The 14,698-nt window shown below is 71.0% G+C and carries 15 protein-coding genes; 6 read left to right on the top strand and 9 right to left on the bottom strand.

Features of this window, described 5'->3' with window-relative positions; all coding sequences use genetic code 11:
• Nucleotides 1-28 precede the first annotated feature (28 nt).
• Nucleotides 29-508 carry a DUF1772 domain-containing protein gene (locus ACIBK4_RS08520; protein WP_398993407.1) on the bottom strand — a complete coding sequence of 160 codons (480 nt, stop codon included), beginning with the start codon at nt 506-508 and terminating at the stop codon, nt 29-31.
• Here ACIBK4_RS08520 and ACIBK4_RS08515 point away from each other — a divergent pair.
• The gene (locus ACIBK4_RS08515; protein WP_398993405.1) at nt 507-683 is read left to right on the top strand and encodes a hypothetical protein; all 177 of its coding nucleotides are present in this window, start codon (nt 507-509) and stop codon (nt 681-683) included. The two genes, ACIBK4_RS08520 and ACIBK4_RS08515, sit on opposite strands and share 2 nt — an antisense overlap.
• A 5-nt stretch (nt 684-688) precedes the next feature.
• Here the strand turns inward: ACIBK4_RS08515 and ACIBK4_RS08510 are convergent, their stop codons facing one another.
• Entirely contained in the window at nt 689-1,435 is a 747-nt protein-coding gene (locus ACIBK4_RS08510) for a DUF2293 domain-containing protein (RefSeq protein ID WP_398993403.1), read from the bottom strand.
• A gap of 173 nt (nt 1,436-1,608) precedes the next feature.
• On the opposite strand from ACIBK4_RS08510, the gene ACIBK4_RS08505 reads away from it, so the two are divergent.
• Nucleotides 1,609-2,250 carry a uridine kinase gene (locus tag ACIBK4_RS08505; RefSeq protein WP_398993401.1) on the top strand — a complete coding sequence of 214 codons (642 nt, stop codon included), beginning with the start codon at nt 1,609-1,611 and terminating at the stop codon, nt 2,248-2,250.
• 133 nt (nt 2,251-2,383) lie between these two features.
• Nucleotides 2,384-2,812: a CBS domain-containing protein gene (locus ACIBK4_RS08500; protein ID WP_019060469.1), complete on the top strand. Its 429-nt coding sequence runs from the start codon at nt 2,384-2,386 to the stop codon at nt 2,810-2,812.
• A gap of 91 nt (nt 2,813-2,903) precedes the next feature.
• Here the strand turns inward: ACIBK4_RS08500 and corA are convergent, their stop codons facing one another.
• Nucleotides 2,904-4,031 carry a magnesium/cobalt transporter CorA gene (corA, locus tag ACIBK4_RS08495; protein ID WP_366432206.1) on the bottom strand — a complete coding sequence of 376 codons (1,128 nt, stop codon included), beginning with the start codon at nt 4,029-4,031 and terminating at the stop codon, nt 2,904-2,906.
• Between the two features lie 225 nt (nt 4,032-4,256).
• Between corA and ACIBK4_RS08490 the strand changes: the two genes are divergently transcribed.
• On the top strand, nt 4,257-5,051 hold the full coding sequence (locus tag ACIBK4_RS08490; RefSeq protein WP_366494182.1) for a methyltransferase domain-containing protein: 795 nt from the start codon (nt 4,257-4,259) through the stop codon (nt 5,049-5,051).
• A 159-nt stretch (nt 5,052-5,210) separates the two neighbouring features.
• On the opposite strand, the gene ACIBK4_RS08485 is transcribed toward ACIBK4_RS08490, so the two are convergent.
• The 6 genes from ACIBK4_RS08485 to ACIBK4_RS08460 form a co-directional block, all read right to left on the bottom strand.
• Nucleotides 5,211-6,125 carry a carbohydrate kinase family protein gene (locus ACIBK4_RS08485; RefSeq protein WP_398993398.1) on the bottom strand — a complete coding sequence of 305 codons (915 nt, stop codon included), beginning with the start codon at nt 6,123-6,125 and terminating at the stop codon, nt 5,211-5,213.
• Nucleotides 6,122-7,030: a pseudouridine-5'-phosphate glycosidase gene (locus tag ACIBK4_RS08480; RefSeq protein ID WP_398993396.1), complete on the bottom strand. Its 909-nt coding sequence runs from the start codon at nt 7,028-7,030 to the stop codon at nt 6,122-6,124. Before ACIBK4_RS08480 ends, ACIBK4_RS08485 begins: the two co-directional genes overlap by 4 nt.
• 136 nt (nt 7,031-7,166) lie before the next feature.
• The gene (gene fdhA / locus ACIBK4_RS08475) at nt 7,167-8,399 is read right to left on the bottom strand and encodes a formaldehyde dehydrogenase, glutathione-independent (RefSeq protein WP_398993394.1); all 1,233 of its coding nucleotides are present in this window, start codon (nt 8,397-8,399) and stop codon (nt 7,167-7,169) included.
• 70 nt (nt 8,400-8,469) lie between these two features.
• The gene (locus ACIBK4_RS08470; RefSeq protein ID WP_398993392.1) at nt 8,470-9,780 is read right to left on the bottom strand and encodes an MFS transporter; all 1,311 of its coding nucleotides are present in this window, start codon (nt 9,778-9,780) and stop codon (nt 8,470-8,472) included.
• Nucleotides 9,781-9,872: 92 nt separating this feature from the next.
• Nucleotides 9,873-10,427 (bottom strand): methylated-DNA--[protein]-cysteine S-methyltransferase, encoded by a 555-nt coding sequence (locus ACIBK4_RS08465; protein WP_398993390.1) that lies wholly within the window; start codon nt 10,425-10,427, stop codon nt 9,873-9,875.
• A 45-nt stretch (nt 10,428-10,472) separates the two neighbouring features.
• The gene (locus ACIBK4_RS08460; RefSeq protein ID WP_398993388.1) at nt 10,473-11,348 is read right to left on the bottom strand and encodes a glycerophosphodiester phosphodiesterase; all 876 of its coding nucleotides are present in this window, start codon (nt 11,346-11,348) and stop codon (nt 10,473-10,475) included.
• A 278-nt stretch (nt 11,349-11,626) separates the two neighbouring features.
• Here ACIBK4_RS08460 and ACIBK4_RS08455 point away from each other — a divergent pair, with 278 nt between their 5' ends.
• Nucleotides 11,627-12,490, top strand: coding sequence for an MHYT domain-containing protein (locus ACIBK4_RS08455; RefSeq protein ID WP_398993386.1), 864 nt, complete (start codon nt 11,627-11,629; stop codon nt 12,488-12,490).
• Nucleotides 12,491-12,530: 40 nt separating this feature from the next.
• The gene (gene uvrB, locus ACIBK4_RS08450; protein ID WP_366432198.1) at nt 12,531-14,669 is read left to right on the top strand and encodes an excinuclease ABC subunit UvrB; all 2,139 of its coding nucleotides are present in this window, start codon (nt 12,531-12,533) and stop codon (nt 14,667-14,669) included.
• The last annotated feature ends 29 nt before the right edge of the window (nt 14,670-14,698 follow it).

Below are 14,698 nucleotides of genomic sequence, written 5' to 3'. Positions count from 1 at the left end.
CCTCGCTCAGTTGATCATGGGGTTTCTCTCAGGTGAGGGCCAGCATGTACACCAGCGCGGCGGCGGCCGAGGCGACCGCGCGGACGTGATTCCACATCGTCCACTCGCGTACGTACGACGGCCAGTACGCGGCGGCCTCCGGCGTCCCCGGGTCCAGCTTCAGCAGCGCCTCGTTGCGGGGCACGTTCGCGACGAGGGTCAGCCCGAACGCCCCGAACAGATACAGCGCGCTGCCCAGCAGCAACTCCACGGTGCCCTGATCCGGCCACAGCACGAACGTCACCACCGCGATCACCGCGCACACCACCGCGGAACCGGCGAACAGCAGCATGAAGGCCGGCGTCATCGCCGCCGTGTTGATCGCGTTCATCGCGGCGACGCCCTGCGCGGGCGGCAGCTCGGCCAGCCCTCGCATGACCAGCACGGAGAAGGCGCAGAACACCCCGGCCATCACGCCGGTCGTCAGCACCCCCAGAACCGTCAGGGTGAAATACGGTTCACCGATCATGCCGACATCAACTCCCGCCCGTAGAGCCGAGATCCTGCCCACCACCAACCACCGGGACAAGTCGAAACAGTCCCCGGCCCGGTCACCATGGCCGAGAATCGCCGGGGCGTACGCGAACGTCCACGACATCCTCCGGGCCGGCGACGGCACCCTGGGCAACCGGCTTCCCCCTTGACCTCCTCATCCGGCCTCCGCCTCCGCCCCGGTCCCCGTGCGAACCCCGCCCTCCCGCCACCCCCGTAGCACCCCCTCCACTCCCACCGAGATCCGCCGCCGCGCCTCGTGCCGCGGCACCCCGCTCATCAGCAACTGGTCGTAGGGCGTGTCCACATGCCGTACGGACGCCACCACCGCCGAGACCACCGCGCCCTCGGACAACGCCCGCCCCGCCGCACTCCGCCCCACCCGCCCGCTGCCCCGCGCCGAGGCGTGAGCGGCGACGGCCCGGGCCCGGGCCTCCGGGCAGCCGGGGAACAGGCGTCGTATCTCCGCCGCGAACGCCTCCGTGAACCGCACGTCCTCCGCGGCCCGCCGCCCCGCGTCCCGCACCCGGCGCCGCCGTCGCGCCTCCGCGTCCGCCAGGCACCGCGCCTCGGCCCGAGCGAGCCCCGCCTCCTCGACGAGGACGCCCTGCCGCTCGTACCGGCTCCGGCGCCGGTTGAAGCGCACGACCACCGCCGACAGCGCGCTCTCCTCCCGCGCCCTGCGCGTCAGCGCCGTGTCGCCGCGCGGCAGGAACACCAGATGCCCGAGATCCACACAGTCGAGGCACCTCGGCACCCCGCCCTCGACGACCAGCAGCGGCAACGGCCCCCGCCGGCACTCGGCACAGTTCCGCTTCCTGAGCGGCTGGACAACGAGCAGTCCACTACGGGGCGATGGAGTCGCGAGCGGTCCGGTATGAGCCGTGCGAGCCAGACGAGCCATACGAGAAGCATTCCCTTCTGCTGCGGGCCTCTCTCCTCTCTCCATGTATGACAGCGCGGGCGCGTCTCCACGTGTGACAGCGCGGGCGCGCCCGCTCGCCGCCGGGGGTGAGCGTCCCCAGTCCGCCCCGAGGGCCGCGATCCCGGTCATGCCCGACTCCGGCCTGACGCATCATGGGCCGTGTGCGACTGGAAGCGATCACCTGGGACCGGCTCGGCGACCTCCTCGCCGAGCGTCTGCTCGACCTGAAGCCGGCCGACGGCAGCCCCTGGCCGCGCGTCGCCTTCGACGGCGCCCCGGCGGGCCGCCCCGGCGACCTCGCCGAACGTGTCGCGGAGGCGCTGCGCGTCCGAGGCCGCTCCTCGCTCGTCGTCGGCACCGAGGGCTTCCTGCGCCCCGCCTCGCTGCGCCTGGAGTACGGGCGTCAGGACGTCGAGACGTACTACGACGGCTGGTTCGACACCCGTGCCCTGTGGCGCGAGGTCTTCGGCCCGCTCGAACCGGACGGCGACGGCCGTGTCCTGCCCGACCTGTGGGACCCGGTCGCCGACCGTGCCACCCGCAGCCCCTACGTCCAACTCCCGCCCGGTGCCGTCCTGTTGCTGCACGGCCCCCTCCTCCTTCGGCACTGGTTCCCCTTCGACCTGACCGTCCACGTCCTCCTCTCACCCGGCGCCCTGCGCCGTCGTACCCCCGAGACCGAGCACTGGACCCTCCCCGCCTTCGAGCGCTACGAGGACGAGACCGACCCGGCCGGCACCGCGGACGTCCTGGTCCGCGCCGACGACCCGCGGCACCCGGCGTGGGGCGGCTGATCCGCACCGGCGCACCTGAAGTCGTGACCGTCCGTCCGGGTGCGTTCGTCCCGTCGCGCGGCGAGAATGTAGGGCGCCGGGACTAGCGGAACGTTCTGTGCCGCGCCGGCCGTCCGGCACCGGGAGGTACTTCATGACCACCGCCGGAGACATCATGCACCGGGGCGCCCAGTGGATCCCCGCCCATGAAACCCTGGACCGCGCCGCCCAGCTGATGCGCGAACTGGGCGTCGGAGCCCTGCCCATCAGCGACGAGAACGAACGGCTCTGCGGCATCCTCACCGACCGGGACATCGTCGTCGGCTGTGTGGCCATGGGCCACGACCCGGCCAAGATCACCGCCGGCGAGATGGCCCAGGGCACCCCCCGCTGGATCGACTCCGGCGCCGATGTCGGCGAGGTGCTCCAGGAGATGCAGGGACACCAGATCCGCCGGCTCCCCGTCATCGAGAACAAACGCCTCGTCGGCATGATCAGCGAGGCCGACCTGGCCCAGCATCTGACGGAGGAACAGCTCGCCGGCTGGGTCGAGAGCGTCTACGCCCGGAGCGGCATGCGCTGAATCGCCGGGCGGTTCCGGGCACCGAACTGCCGGACCGTTCCCGGGCGTTGCACCACCGGACCGTTTCCGGTTCAGCGGCTGCCGCTGCCGTTCACAGCCAGCCGTTGCGCCGGAAGCCCCGGTACAGCGCCAGACAGGACACGAGTATCACGCCTATGACCAGGGGGTAGCCGAACCGCCAGTGCAGCTCCGGCATGTGGTCGAAGTTCATGCCGTACACACCGCACACCATCGTCGGCACGGCGATCACCGCGGCCCAGGCCGTGATCTTCCGCATGTCCTCGTTCTGCGCGACCGTCACCTGGGCGAGGTGCGCCTGCAGAATCGAGTTGAGCAGTTCGTCGAAGGACGCGATCTGTTCCTTCGCGCGCAGCAGATGGTCGGAGACATCGCGGAAGTAGGCCTGTATCTCCGGTCCGACCACCCGCATCGGCCGGGTGGCGAGCTCCTCCAGCGGGCGGCTGAGGGGGACGACCGCCCGCTTCAACTCCAGGAGTTCACGCTTCAGTTGGTAGATACGGCCCGGGTCCGCCCGTGCGCCGTTCTCCGCGAACACGTCCGTCTCCACCTGGTCGATGTCCGCCTGCACGGAGTCCGTGACGCTCAGGTAGTCGTCGACCACGTGGTCCGCGATCGCGTGCAGCACGGCGGCCGGGCCCTTGGCGAGTTGCCGCGGGTTCGACTCCAACTCCTCGCGCAGCGGCCCGAGTGAGCCGTGCCGGCCGTGCCGCACGGTGATCACGAACTCGGCGCCGACGAACACCATGATCTCGCCGGTGTCCACGACCTCGCTCGTCGCCGTCAGCTTCTCGTGCTCGACGTAGCAGACCGTCTTGAACACCGCGAACAGCGTCTCGCCGTAGCGCTCGACCTTCGGGCGCTGATGGGCCTCGATCGCGTCCTCGACCGCCAGCGGGTGCAGGTCGAAGAGCTCGGCGATGCCCGCGAACTCCTCGTTCGTCGGCTCGTGCAGACCGAGCCAGACGAAGCCGTCGTCCTTCTTGCGCACCCGCTCGACGGCGTCCACCAGATCGCCGCCGAGCGGGACCCGGACGCCGTCCTGGTACGTCACGCACTTCACCACCGAGGAGCCCAGCGGCGACCGGGCGTGGTGGCTCAGGTCGACCCGCGGGTGCCGCCGGGCCAGCCGTGCCACCTTGCGGAGGCCGCCGACCCTGCCGAGGCCCGTGACCTTCCGAAGATTCCCTGCCATGGACATCCGGATCTCCTTGCGTGGATCCCCTCGCATCGCATTTCTGCGCCTTGGCGTGCCAGTTTGCCAGGCCGAAGTGAGCCGCGGGTAAGCCTGTGGGAACGGAATCCTCCGCTTTGTTCCCGGCTGTGGACGAAGCCGTTGAGGAACCGGAGCACGGTTGTGGCACGGGGGTGGCGAACCGGAGCGTCGCCCCCTCCCCACAACCGGAGCAACTGGGATGATCGCGGCATGACGCGATCCGACGGGTATCTCCTCGACAACCGGCAGTCCGAGGCGGGGCAGCGCTTCGACGCCTTCGCCACGCTCTTCGACCCCACGACCTTCCGGCACCTGGAGGGGTTCGGCGTCGGACCCGGCTGGCGCGTCTGGGAGGTCGGCGTCGGCGGCACCTCGGTGGTGTCCTGGCTGGCCAAGAAGGTCGGCCCGACCGGGAAGGTCGTCGCGACCGACATTGACACCTCGCAGGTCGCCTCGGCCGCCCGCCCGCCGATCGAGGTGCGCGTGCACGACGTGGGCGCCGAGGAACCGCCGGGGGAGGGCTTCGACCTCGTGCACGCCCGGCTCGTCCTCGTCCATGTCCCGGACCGGGAACGGGCGTTGCGCTCGATGATCAAGTCCCTGCGCTCCGGCGGCCGTCTCCTGATCGAGGACGCGGACCCGGCCCTCCAGCCCCTGCTCTGCCCCGACGAACACGGCCCCGAGCAGCAACTCGCGAACCGCCTCCGCCACGGCTTCCGCGAACTCCTCGCCGACCGCGGCGCCGACCTCTCCTACGGCCGCCGGCTCCCGCGCCTGCTCCGCGAGGCCGGCCTGCGCCGCGTGGAGGCCGACGCGTACTTCCCGGTCACCTCACCGGCCTGCGCCGCCCTGGAGTCCGCGACGGTCCGCCAGATCCGCGACCAGCTCGTCACCGCGGGCCTGGCCACGGACGAGGACATCGACCGCCACCTGGCCAACGTCGCCTCCGGCACGATGGATCTGGCGACGGCTCCGATGATCTCGGCGTGGGGGCGGAAGGCGTAGGCGAAGGGGCAGTGGGGGAGCGGGAGTTGACGCCGGGGTTGATTCAGGCGCGGTGCCGGCAGATGCGGTGCCGGGTTACCCGGTTCCGGGTGTCGGCTCGGGCGCCGGTGACCTTGGCGACGGGGTGCCGTGGGCCTTTGCTGCGCGGGTCGCTGGCCGTCACCCCCGCCCAGGCGGTCGCCCTCCCACTCGTTCCACCGCCCGAGCCCCGGCCCGGCAACCCTCCCGCGCCGCCTCCTCCGGTTCCGCGCCCGCCAACAGCGTTGCGAGGAACGCCCCCGTGAAGGCATCCCCCGCACCCGTGGTGTCCCGGGGTGTGGCCGGCTCGGCCGGTACGCGTGCGTGGACCGTGCCGGAGTGGGCGACCAGGGCTCCCTCGGCGCCCTGTTTGGTGACGACCAGGGGGACATGGCGGCTCAACTTGGCCGCCGCGTCCGACGGATCGGGCAACCCCGTGAGCAGGCACGCCTCGTCCCGGCTCGGCAGCAGGACGTCCACCCCTTCGACGAGCGCGAGGAAGCGGTCCACGCCCAGCTCCACCAGGAACCCCGCCGACGCCGGATCCAGACTCACCGGCACCCCACGCGCGCGTGCCGACTCCATCGCCACGGCCACCAGCGCCCGGCTCGGCTCCGAGAACAGCAGATACCCCGACAGATGCAGCCGTACGACACCGTCGAGCAGCGCGTCCGACCAGTCGTCGGGATCGAACCGCAGGGCCGCGCCGCTGTCGGTGAGGAACGTCCGCTCGGCCGCCGCCCCCGTGTCGACCAGGCAGATCACCGTCCCGGTCGGCGCCTCCGGATCGACGACGAGACGGGGCCGCACCCCGGAGGCGACCAGCTCCCGCTCGTGCCACGCCGCCGCGTCCGTACCCACGCGGCCGAGCAGCCGTACGTCCGCGCAGCCCCAATGGGCCGCCCAGCACGCCACGTTGGCGCCCGCGCCGCCCGGCACGGTGCGGATCGCGGCGGCGGTGTCGGTGCCCGGGGCGAGCGGCCCCCGGTGCCGGGCGACGACGTCCGTGACGACGTCCCCGACGACCAGGAGCGCGCCGTTCGGCCCCGTCGTCACGCCTCGGCCCAGGCCGCCGCGATCCGGCCCGCCAGCCGTACGTTGCCGCGTACGGCCGCCAGATTGGCGGTCAGCGAGGCGCCGTCGGTGTGCTCGACCAGGTAGCCGAGCAGGAACGGGGTGACCGCCTGTCCGGTGATGCCCTCCGCCTCGCACGCGTGCAGCGCGTCGGCGAGCACACGCGCGTGCAGCTCGGGATCCAACTGCTCGTCCTCGGGCACCGGGTTGGCGACGATGAGCGTCGACTCCGGGGCGTCCAGCGAGTTCTGCGCCCGCATCACGGCGGCGACCTGCTCAGGTGTGTCCAGCGTCCAGTCCACCGGGTACCCCGAGTCGGAGAGGTAGAAGCCGGGGAAGCGGTCCGTGCCGTACCCGGCGACGGCCACGCCCAGCGTCTCCAGTCGCTGCAACGTCGCCGGCACGTCCAGGATCGACTTCACGCCCGCGCACACCACCGTGATCCGGGTGGACGCCAGCAGTCCCAGGTCGGCGGACTCGTCCTGTGTCACCGTCCACTCCCGGTGCACCCCGCCGAGCCCGCCGGTCGCGAACACCCGGATGCCCGCCCGCGCCGCCAGCAGCGCCGTCGCCGACACCGTGGTCGCTCCGCTGGCCCCCGCCGCGACGGCGAGCGGCAGGTCGCGGTGGCCCAGCTTGCGGATGCCGTCCTCGTTGGCGACCCGCTCCAACTGCTCCTTGTCCAGGCCGACATGGGGCCGCCCGTCCAGCACGGCGATCGTCGCGGGTACGGCACCCTCCTGCCGTACCGCCGCCTCCAGCTCCAGCGCCACCTGGAGATTGCGCGGGCGCGGCAGCCCGTGCGCGATGATCGTCGACTCCAGGGCCACCACGGGTCGACGCGCGTCGATCGCCTCGCGTACTTCCTCGGACACCACCAGCACCACGCGCCTCCTGTCGTTCGGTCTTCCCTCATCCCTGGCGGGCGTCGGGCCCGGTCAAACCCTCGCGGACTGTGGGGGACACCACCACTCGACGTGGAAAAAGGGGGCCACGCGTGCGTGGCCCCCACTTTTCCGTGCGTCAGACCGGGCTCACACCCGCCAGCGTCCCGTGCGGATCGAGCACGTACTTGCGGCTGGCGCCCTGGTCGAACTCGGCGTAGCCGCGCGGTGCGTCCTCCAGGGAGATCGGGGTCGCGTTGACGGCCTTGGCGATGTGCACGCGCCCGTGCAGGATCGCCATCATCAGACTCCGGTGGTACGTCATCACCGGGCACTGACCGGTCGTGAACGCGTGACTCTTGGCCCACCCGAGCCCGAGCCGCACCTTCAGGGTGCCGCTCTTCGCGTCCTCGTCGACCCCGCCGGGGTCGGCGGTGACGTACAGCCCGGGGATGCCCAGGGCACCGCCCGCGCGCGTGACGCCCATCAGCGAGTTGAGCACCGTCGCCGGCGCCTCCGGGGCGTCCGGGCCGTGCGCCCGTGCCTCGAAGCCGACCGCGTCGACCGCGGCGTCCACCTCGGGCTCGCCGAGGATCTCGGCGATCTGCTCCCCGATGTCGCCGCGCGAGACGTCGACGGTCTCGCAGCCGAAACTCCTTGCCTGGCCGAGGCGTTCGGCGTTCAGGTCGCCGACGATGACGACCGCGGCGCCCAGGAGCTGCGCCGACGCGGCCGCCGCAAGCCCGACCGGACCCGCCCCGGCGACATACACCGTGGACCCGACCCCGGCGCCCGCGGTGACCGCGCCGTGGAACCCGGTCGGGAAGATGTCCGACAGCATGGTCAGATCGAGCAGCTTCTCGCGTGCCTCGTCCCGGTCCGGGAACCTCAGCAGGTTGAAGTCCGCGTACGGGACCATGGCGTACTCGGCCTGACCGCCGACCCAGCCGCCCATGTCGACATAGCCGTAAGCCGCCCCGGGGCGGGCCGGGTTGACGTTCAGGCAGATGCCGGTCTTGCGTTCCTTGCAGTTGCGGCACCGGCCGCAGGCGATGTTGAACGGTACGGAGACGATGTCGCCCACGTCGATGAACTCGACGTCCGGACCCCGTTCGACGACCTCTCCGGTGATCTCGTGTCCGAGGACCAGCCCCTCAGGCGCGGTCGTCCGGCCGCGCACCATGTGCTGGTCGCTGCCACAGATGTTGCTGGCGAGCACCTTCAGGATCACCCCGTGCCGGACCTTGCGGCCGACGTTGGCGGGGGCGACTCCCGGCCCGTCCTGCAGTTCAAGCGTCGGGTAGTCGATGGTCCTGACCTCGACCGCTCCCGGCTTGAGATACGCGACTGCCCTGTTTCCGCTTCCACTCATGCGTGTTCGCCGTCCCTTCGGCTCCGATCCCCCGGATGCCAGTGGCTGTGCGCGCGCACGGCGGAGTCTGCTACCGGCTCGGCCTCCCGGCCACCCTTCGCGGGACATCGGAAACCGGGATCTTCCGGGAGCGGGTGAACAGGGCCAGCGCGGCCAGGGGTATCAGCAGGCAGGCGGCGGTGAGGTTCAGCCAGCCGTAGCTCGCCTCCGCGACCACCAGCCCGGCGACCGCCCCGCCAATGCCCGCCGAGGTGTTCATCGTGAGGTCGGACAGCCCCTGTGCGGCGGCCCGCGCGGGCTGCGGCACCGAGTCCGTGAGCAGCGCCGAGCCGGACACGAGCCCCGCCGACCAGCCCAGGCCCAGCACGAACAGCCCCAGCGCGATCCGGCCGTGACTCCCGCCCGCCGTACCGGCGATGAACGCGGCACAGGCCAGCAGCCCCACCGCGAGCCCTATCCCCGCCAGCCGCCCGACCCGGTCGGACAGCCTCCCCATCAGCGGCGAGAACGCGTACATCCCCGCGATGTGCCCGCTGATCACCAGCCCGACCAGATCGATGCTCGCCCCGTGGTGCCCCAACTCGACCGGCGTCATCGCCATCACCGACACCATCGCCGTGTGCGACACGGCCACCGTCACCAACGCCAGCCGCGCCCGCGGCGAAGCCGCCACGGCGGCGAACCCGGCCCGCAACGACCGCGCGGCAGGCGACCGGTCCTCGTCCGGCGCGAGCGCCCGCGCCGTCAGCAACGGATCGGGCCGCAGCAGTACGGCGACCACGACGGCGGCGACCAGGAAGATCCCGCCCGCCCACAGAAAGGGCCCCGCCGCCGCGGGTATCCCGAGCCCGGAGACGCTACGGCCCGCGGGCGCGGCGATGTTGGGTCCGAGGACCGCCCCTATGGTCGTCGCCCACACGACATGGGAGATCGCCCGGGCCCGCTGCTCCGGCTCGGCCAGATCGGCGGCGGCGAACCGGGACTGCAGATTCGCCGACGAGGCCGCCCCGAACCCGGCCATGCCGCACAACAGCAGCGGAAAACTCCCGATGCTCGCCGCGAGCACCACGACCCCGGCTCCCAGCGCCCCGACCAGATACCCGAGGACCAGCCCGGGACGCCGCCCACGCGCCGTCATCAGCGCCGCGAACGGCATCGACAGCACCGCAGTCCCCGTCACGGTCGCCGTGGGCGCCAGCCCGGACAGCGACTCGGTCCCACTGACCTGCTTGGCCAGTACGGCGGCCAGCGCGACCCCGGTGGCGACGCCGAGCCCGCCCAGGATCTGGGTCGTGATCAGCACACCGGACACCCTGCGCCGCAGCGCGGGCAGCCGGTCGGCGGCGACGGGCGGCGCGCTCCGCCCCTCGACGGCGGTCATGGCGCGCACCCGGTACCGCCGTCGCCGCACGCGCACGTGAAGCCGGTCCTCACCAGCACAAAGCCCCCCTGTTTCCGTGTCCGCCCGAGCCCTCAGAACAACGGCTCGGGCAGCACCCCCTCCAGCGCCAGCAGTTTCCTCTTCGTCTCCAGTCCGCCCCCGAACCCGCCGATGCCGCCGTCGCTCTCGACGACCCGATGGCACGGCACGACGACCGGCAGCGGATTGGACCCCATCGCCACCCCCACCGCCTGGGCCGCGAGCGGCTGCCCGACCCGCCCGGCCAGATCGCCGTACCCGACGACCGAGCCGTACCGCACACCGGACGCCAGCTCGCGCAGCACCTGCCGGTTGAAGCCGGAGATCAGGGACCAGTCGAGCGGCAGGTCGAAGTCGCGCCGGTCACCGGCGAAGTAGGCCTCGATCTGACGTATCGCCTCGGCGAGCAACGGGGAGTCGGGCGCCTCGACCGGCTCGGTGCCCAGCCGGGTCGCCAGTCGGTCGAGGGTCTTGTCGCGCACCGCGTCCGTGGCGTGGAACACGACGTTGACCAGGCCGTCCTGTGTCGCGGCCAGCAGCAGGGGACCGATGTCGGTGCCGACGACGGTCCACACCACCCGCTGCTCGTTCTGCCCATGGCTGTCCATGCGCCCACCGTACGACCCGGCACTGACAACGCCCTGCGAGCGGCCTCAGAACCCGTTCAGCGCGGACCGCACCACGTCCGGCTTGTTCGTGATCAGCCCGTCCACGCCGTACCCGGCGACCTTCCAGGCCGTGGGAGCGTCGTCCACGGTCCAGGCGTACACCTCCATCGGACTGCCGTGCGGGCCCGTGTGCCCGTGCACGGCGGAGACGTAGCCCATCGAGATCGAGCCGTACGACGGGTTGATCAGGTCGGTGAAGGCGGCGTACGACTGCAGCGCGGACACGGCGGGTGTGCCGAGGAAGCCGGTCCTGATGGCGGGCTTCAGGTCGTGCACGATGCGGATGCTGTCCGCGCTGAAGCTCTGCACGATCAGCCGGTCGTCGAGGTGCCCCTCGTCCAGCCATCCCTCGTTGCCCAGGAGCTTCAGGGTCTGCTGCTCGATGCCGGGGTACAGCTCCGGGTTCTTGATCTCCAGGAGCAGGCTCTGGTGATTGTGCTCCACCTCGCGCATGTACTGCGTGAGGGTGGGCACGCGCGTGCCTGTGAACGCGGGCCCGAACCAGCTTCCCGCGTCGAGGCGCGCGATCTCGGCGGCGGTGAAGTCCTTCACCTTCCAGGGAGCTCGATCCGGGAACACCTTCTGGACGTCGGTGGTGCGCTTCAGGCTGTCGTCGTGGATGACGACGAGCTCGCCGTCCTTGGTGCGCTGGACGTCGTTCTCGACCCACTGGAAGCCGAGCTCGGCTGCCTTGTCGATGGAGGCCAGGGTGTTCTCGGGCGCATACGAGGACGCACCCCGGTGGGCCACGACCGTGGGCCACTGGGTGGCGTCGCCGGCCCGGGCGGCGGGGGAAGGGAGCAGAAGGGCGGCGGCCCCCAGGAGCGCGGTGGTCGAGGCGGCAACTGCGCGCAGGTGCATGCGTACTCCTCGCATCGAGCGATCACATACGGCTCAAGGATGACAGCGGAACGTCACTACCCGTGGGGTACAGGATGGACACAGAATGAATGGTGTTGCCCAAGTCCGCTCACCGGTGCCGCACAACTGGGGCAGGGCCGTGTTTCTTTGCCGGAAAATCGTTCGACCATTCCGGTGGGGGTCATACTCTCTGCGTCGACCCTGACCGTTCCCGCGGTGCTGGGGCCGGGCGCGTTCACGGAGTTCCGGGACAGAACAGGGCGGAAGGGTAACTGCGCATGCAGGGCACGGTCGACGGATTCAGCTACGGACTCGTCACACCGCTGGTGGCCTACCTCATGGCGTGCCTCGGCGGCGCCCTCGGCCTGCGCTGCACCACCAGATCGATGCTCGTCGCCCAGTCCTGGCGCCCCGGCTGGCTCGCCCTGGGATCGGCGGCGATCGGTTCCGGCATATGGACGATGCACTTCATCGCGATGATGGGTTTCTCGGTCCGCCAGACACCGGTCCACTACGACAAACCGATGACCTTCGCGAGCCTCGCCGTCGCCATCGTCATGGTGGGCGTCGGGATCTTCATCGTCGGCTACAGGGGAGCCAGGGGGACGGCACTCTTCACCGGCGGCACCCTCACCGGCCTGGGCATCGCCTCGATGCACTACCTGGGCATGGCCGGCATGCGGCTCAACGGAAAGCTCGAATACAACACGTTCACCGTCTCCGTGTCCGTCGTCATAGCGGTCGTGGCCGCGATCAGCGCCCTCTGGGCCGCCGGACAGGTCCGCGGGTTCCTGTGGAGCGTGGGCGCGAGCCTCGTCATGGGGCTCGCCGTCGCCGGCATGCACTACACCGGCATGGCCGCCCTCAGCGTCCACGTCCACGGCACGGCCCCGACCAGCGACGGCGTGTCGCCCGCGTCCCTCCTCGCGCCCATGATGATCGGCCCCCTCGCCTTCCTCCTCCTGGCCGGCGTCGTCGTGATGTTCGACCCGCTGATGGTCATGGGGAAGCCCGCCCAGGCCCCCGTCGAGCACAAGCCCGGCGTCCCGGCCGGCGCCCTCGTCCCGCACCCCCGGCGCGCCCCCGTCCGCGCCGTCCGCGACCTCGGTCACCGCCGCTCCCGCACCCCGCAGAACCGCTGATCCGACCCCGTTGTCAGTGGTGGGTCGTACGGTTGGTTCCATGCGGCCCGTTTCTCACATCGAACGTACGGTGGCGCCCTTCGAGGTCGTCAGCCCCTACCAGCCCAGCGGCGACCAGCCGGCGGCCATCGCCGAGCTGGCCCGACGCGTCGAGGCAGGTGAGAAGGACGTCGTCCTGCTGGGCGCGACCGGCACCGGCAAGTCCGCCACCACCGCGTGGATGATCGAGAAGCTCCAGCGCCCCACCCTGGTGATGGCGCCGAACAAGACCCTGGCCGCCCAGCTGGCCAACGAGTTCCGCGAGCTCCTGCCGAACAACGCGGTGGAGTACTTCGTCTCGTACTACGACTACTACCAGCCCGAGGCCTACGTCCCGCAGTCGGACACCTACATCGAGAAGGACTCCTCGGTCAACGAGGAGGTCGAGCGCCTGCGCCACTCCGCGACCAACTCGCTGCTCACCCGCCGCGACGTCATCGTGGTCGCCTCGGTCTCCTGCATCTACGGCCTCGGTACTCCGCAGGAGTACGTGGACCGCATGGTCCCCCTCAAGGTCGGCGAGGAGATCGACCGCGACCAGCTGCTGCGCCGCTTCGTGGACATCCAGTACACGCGCAACGATGTGGCCTTCACCCGCGGCACCTTCCGCGTCCGCGGCGACACCATCGAGATCTTCCCGGTCTACGAAGAGCTGGCCGTCCGCATCGAGATGTTCGGCGACGAGATCGAGGCCCTCTCCACCCTCCACCCGCTCACCGGCGAGATCATCAGCGAGGACGAGCACCTCTACGTCTTCCCGGCCTCCCACTACATCGCCGGCCCCGAGCGCATGGAGCGGGCCGTCAACGACATCGAGAAGGAACTCGCCGAGCGGCTGGCCGAGATGGAGAAGCAGGGCAAGCTCCTGGAGGCCCAGCGGCTGCGCATGCGGACCACGTACGACCTGGAGATGCTCCGCCAGATCGGCTCCTGCTCCGGCGTCGAGAACTACTCGATGCACTTCGACGGCCGCGAGCCCGGCTCCGCGCCGAACACCCTGATCGACTACTTCCCGGAAGACTTCCTGCTCGTCATCGACGAGTCGCACAACACGGTCCCGCAGATCGGCGCCATGTACGAGGGTGACGCCTCCCGCAAGCGCACCCTCGTCGACCACGGCTTCCGGCTGCCCTCCGCCCTGGACAACCGTCCCCTGAAGTGGGAGGAGTTCCAGAAGCGCATCGGACAGACCGTCTACCTGTCGGCGACCCCCGGCAAGTACGAGCTGTCGCGCGCGGACGGCGCCGTCGAGCAGATCATCCGCCCCACCGGCCTCATCGACCCCGAGGTCGTCGTCAAGCCCACCGAGGGCCAGATCGACGACCTGGTGCACGAGATCCGCAAGCGCACCGAGAAGGACGAGCGGGTCCTGGTCACCACGCTCACCAAGAAGATGGCCGAGGACCTCACCGACTACTTCCTCGAACTCGGCATCCAGGTCCGCTACTTGCACAGCGACGTCGACACCCTGCGCCGCATCGAGCTGCTGCGCGAGCTGCGCTCCGGCGAGTTCGACGTCCTGGTCGGCATCAACCTCCTCCGCGAGGGCCTCGACCTCCCCGAGGTGTCCCTGGTGGCCATCCTGGACGCCGACAAGGAAGGCTTCCTGCGCTCCGGCACCTCCCTGATCCAGACCATCGGCCGCGCGGCGCGCAACGTGTCCGGTCAAGTCCACATGTACGCCGACCGGATCACCCCGGCGATGGAGAAGGCCATCGAGGAGACCAACCGCCGCCGGGAGAAGCAGGTCGCGTACAACACGGAGCGCGGCATCGACCCCCAGCCGCTCCGCAAGAAGATCAACGACATCGTCGCGCAGATCGCCCGCGAGGACGTCGACACGGAGCAGCTGCTCGGCTCGGGCTACCGCCAGTCCAAGGACGGCAAGGGCGCCAAGACCCCCGTGCCCGCCCTCGGCGGCAAGGCCGCGAAGAGCGCCAAGTCCGCCAAGGGCAAGGCCAAGGACACGGTGCCGACCGACCGTCCCGCGGCCGAACTCGCCGAGCAGATCGAGGAGATGACGGCACGCATGCGTGCCGCCGCCGCCGACCTGCAGTTCGAGGTCGCGGCCCGGCTGCGCGACGAGGTCCACGAGATGAAGAAGGAGCTGCGCCAGATGAAGGAGGGCGGCCTGGCCTGACCGCCCGGGTGGACCGCCGGACCTCGGGG

The organism is Streptomyces sp. NPDC050528, assembly GCF_044457795.1.
Lineage (GTDB): Bacteria > Actinomycetota > Actinomycetes > Streptomycetales > Streptomycetaceae > Streptomyces.
This window is presented reverse-complemented; position numbering and strand designations above follow the sequence as displayed.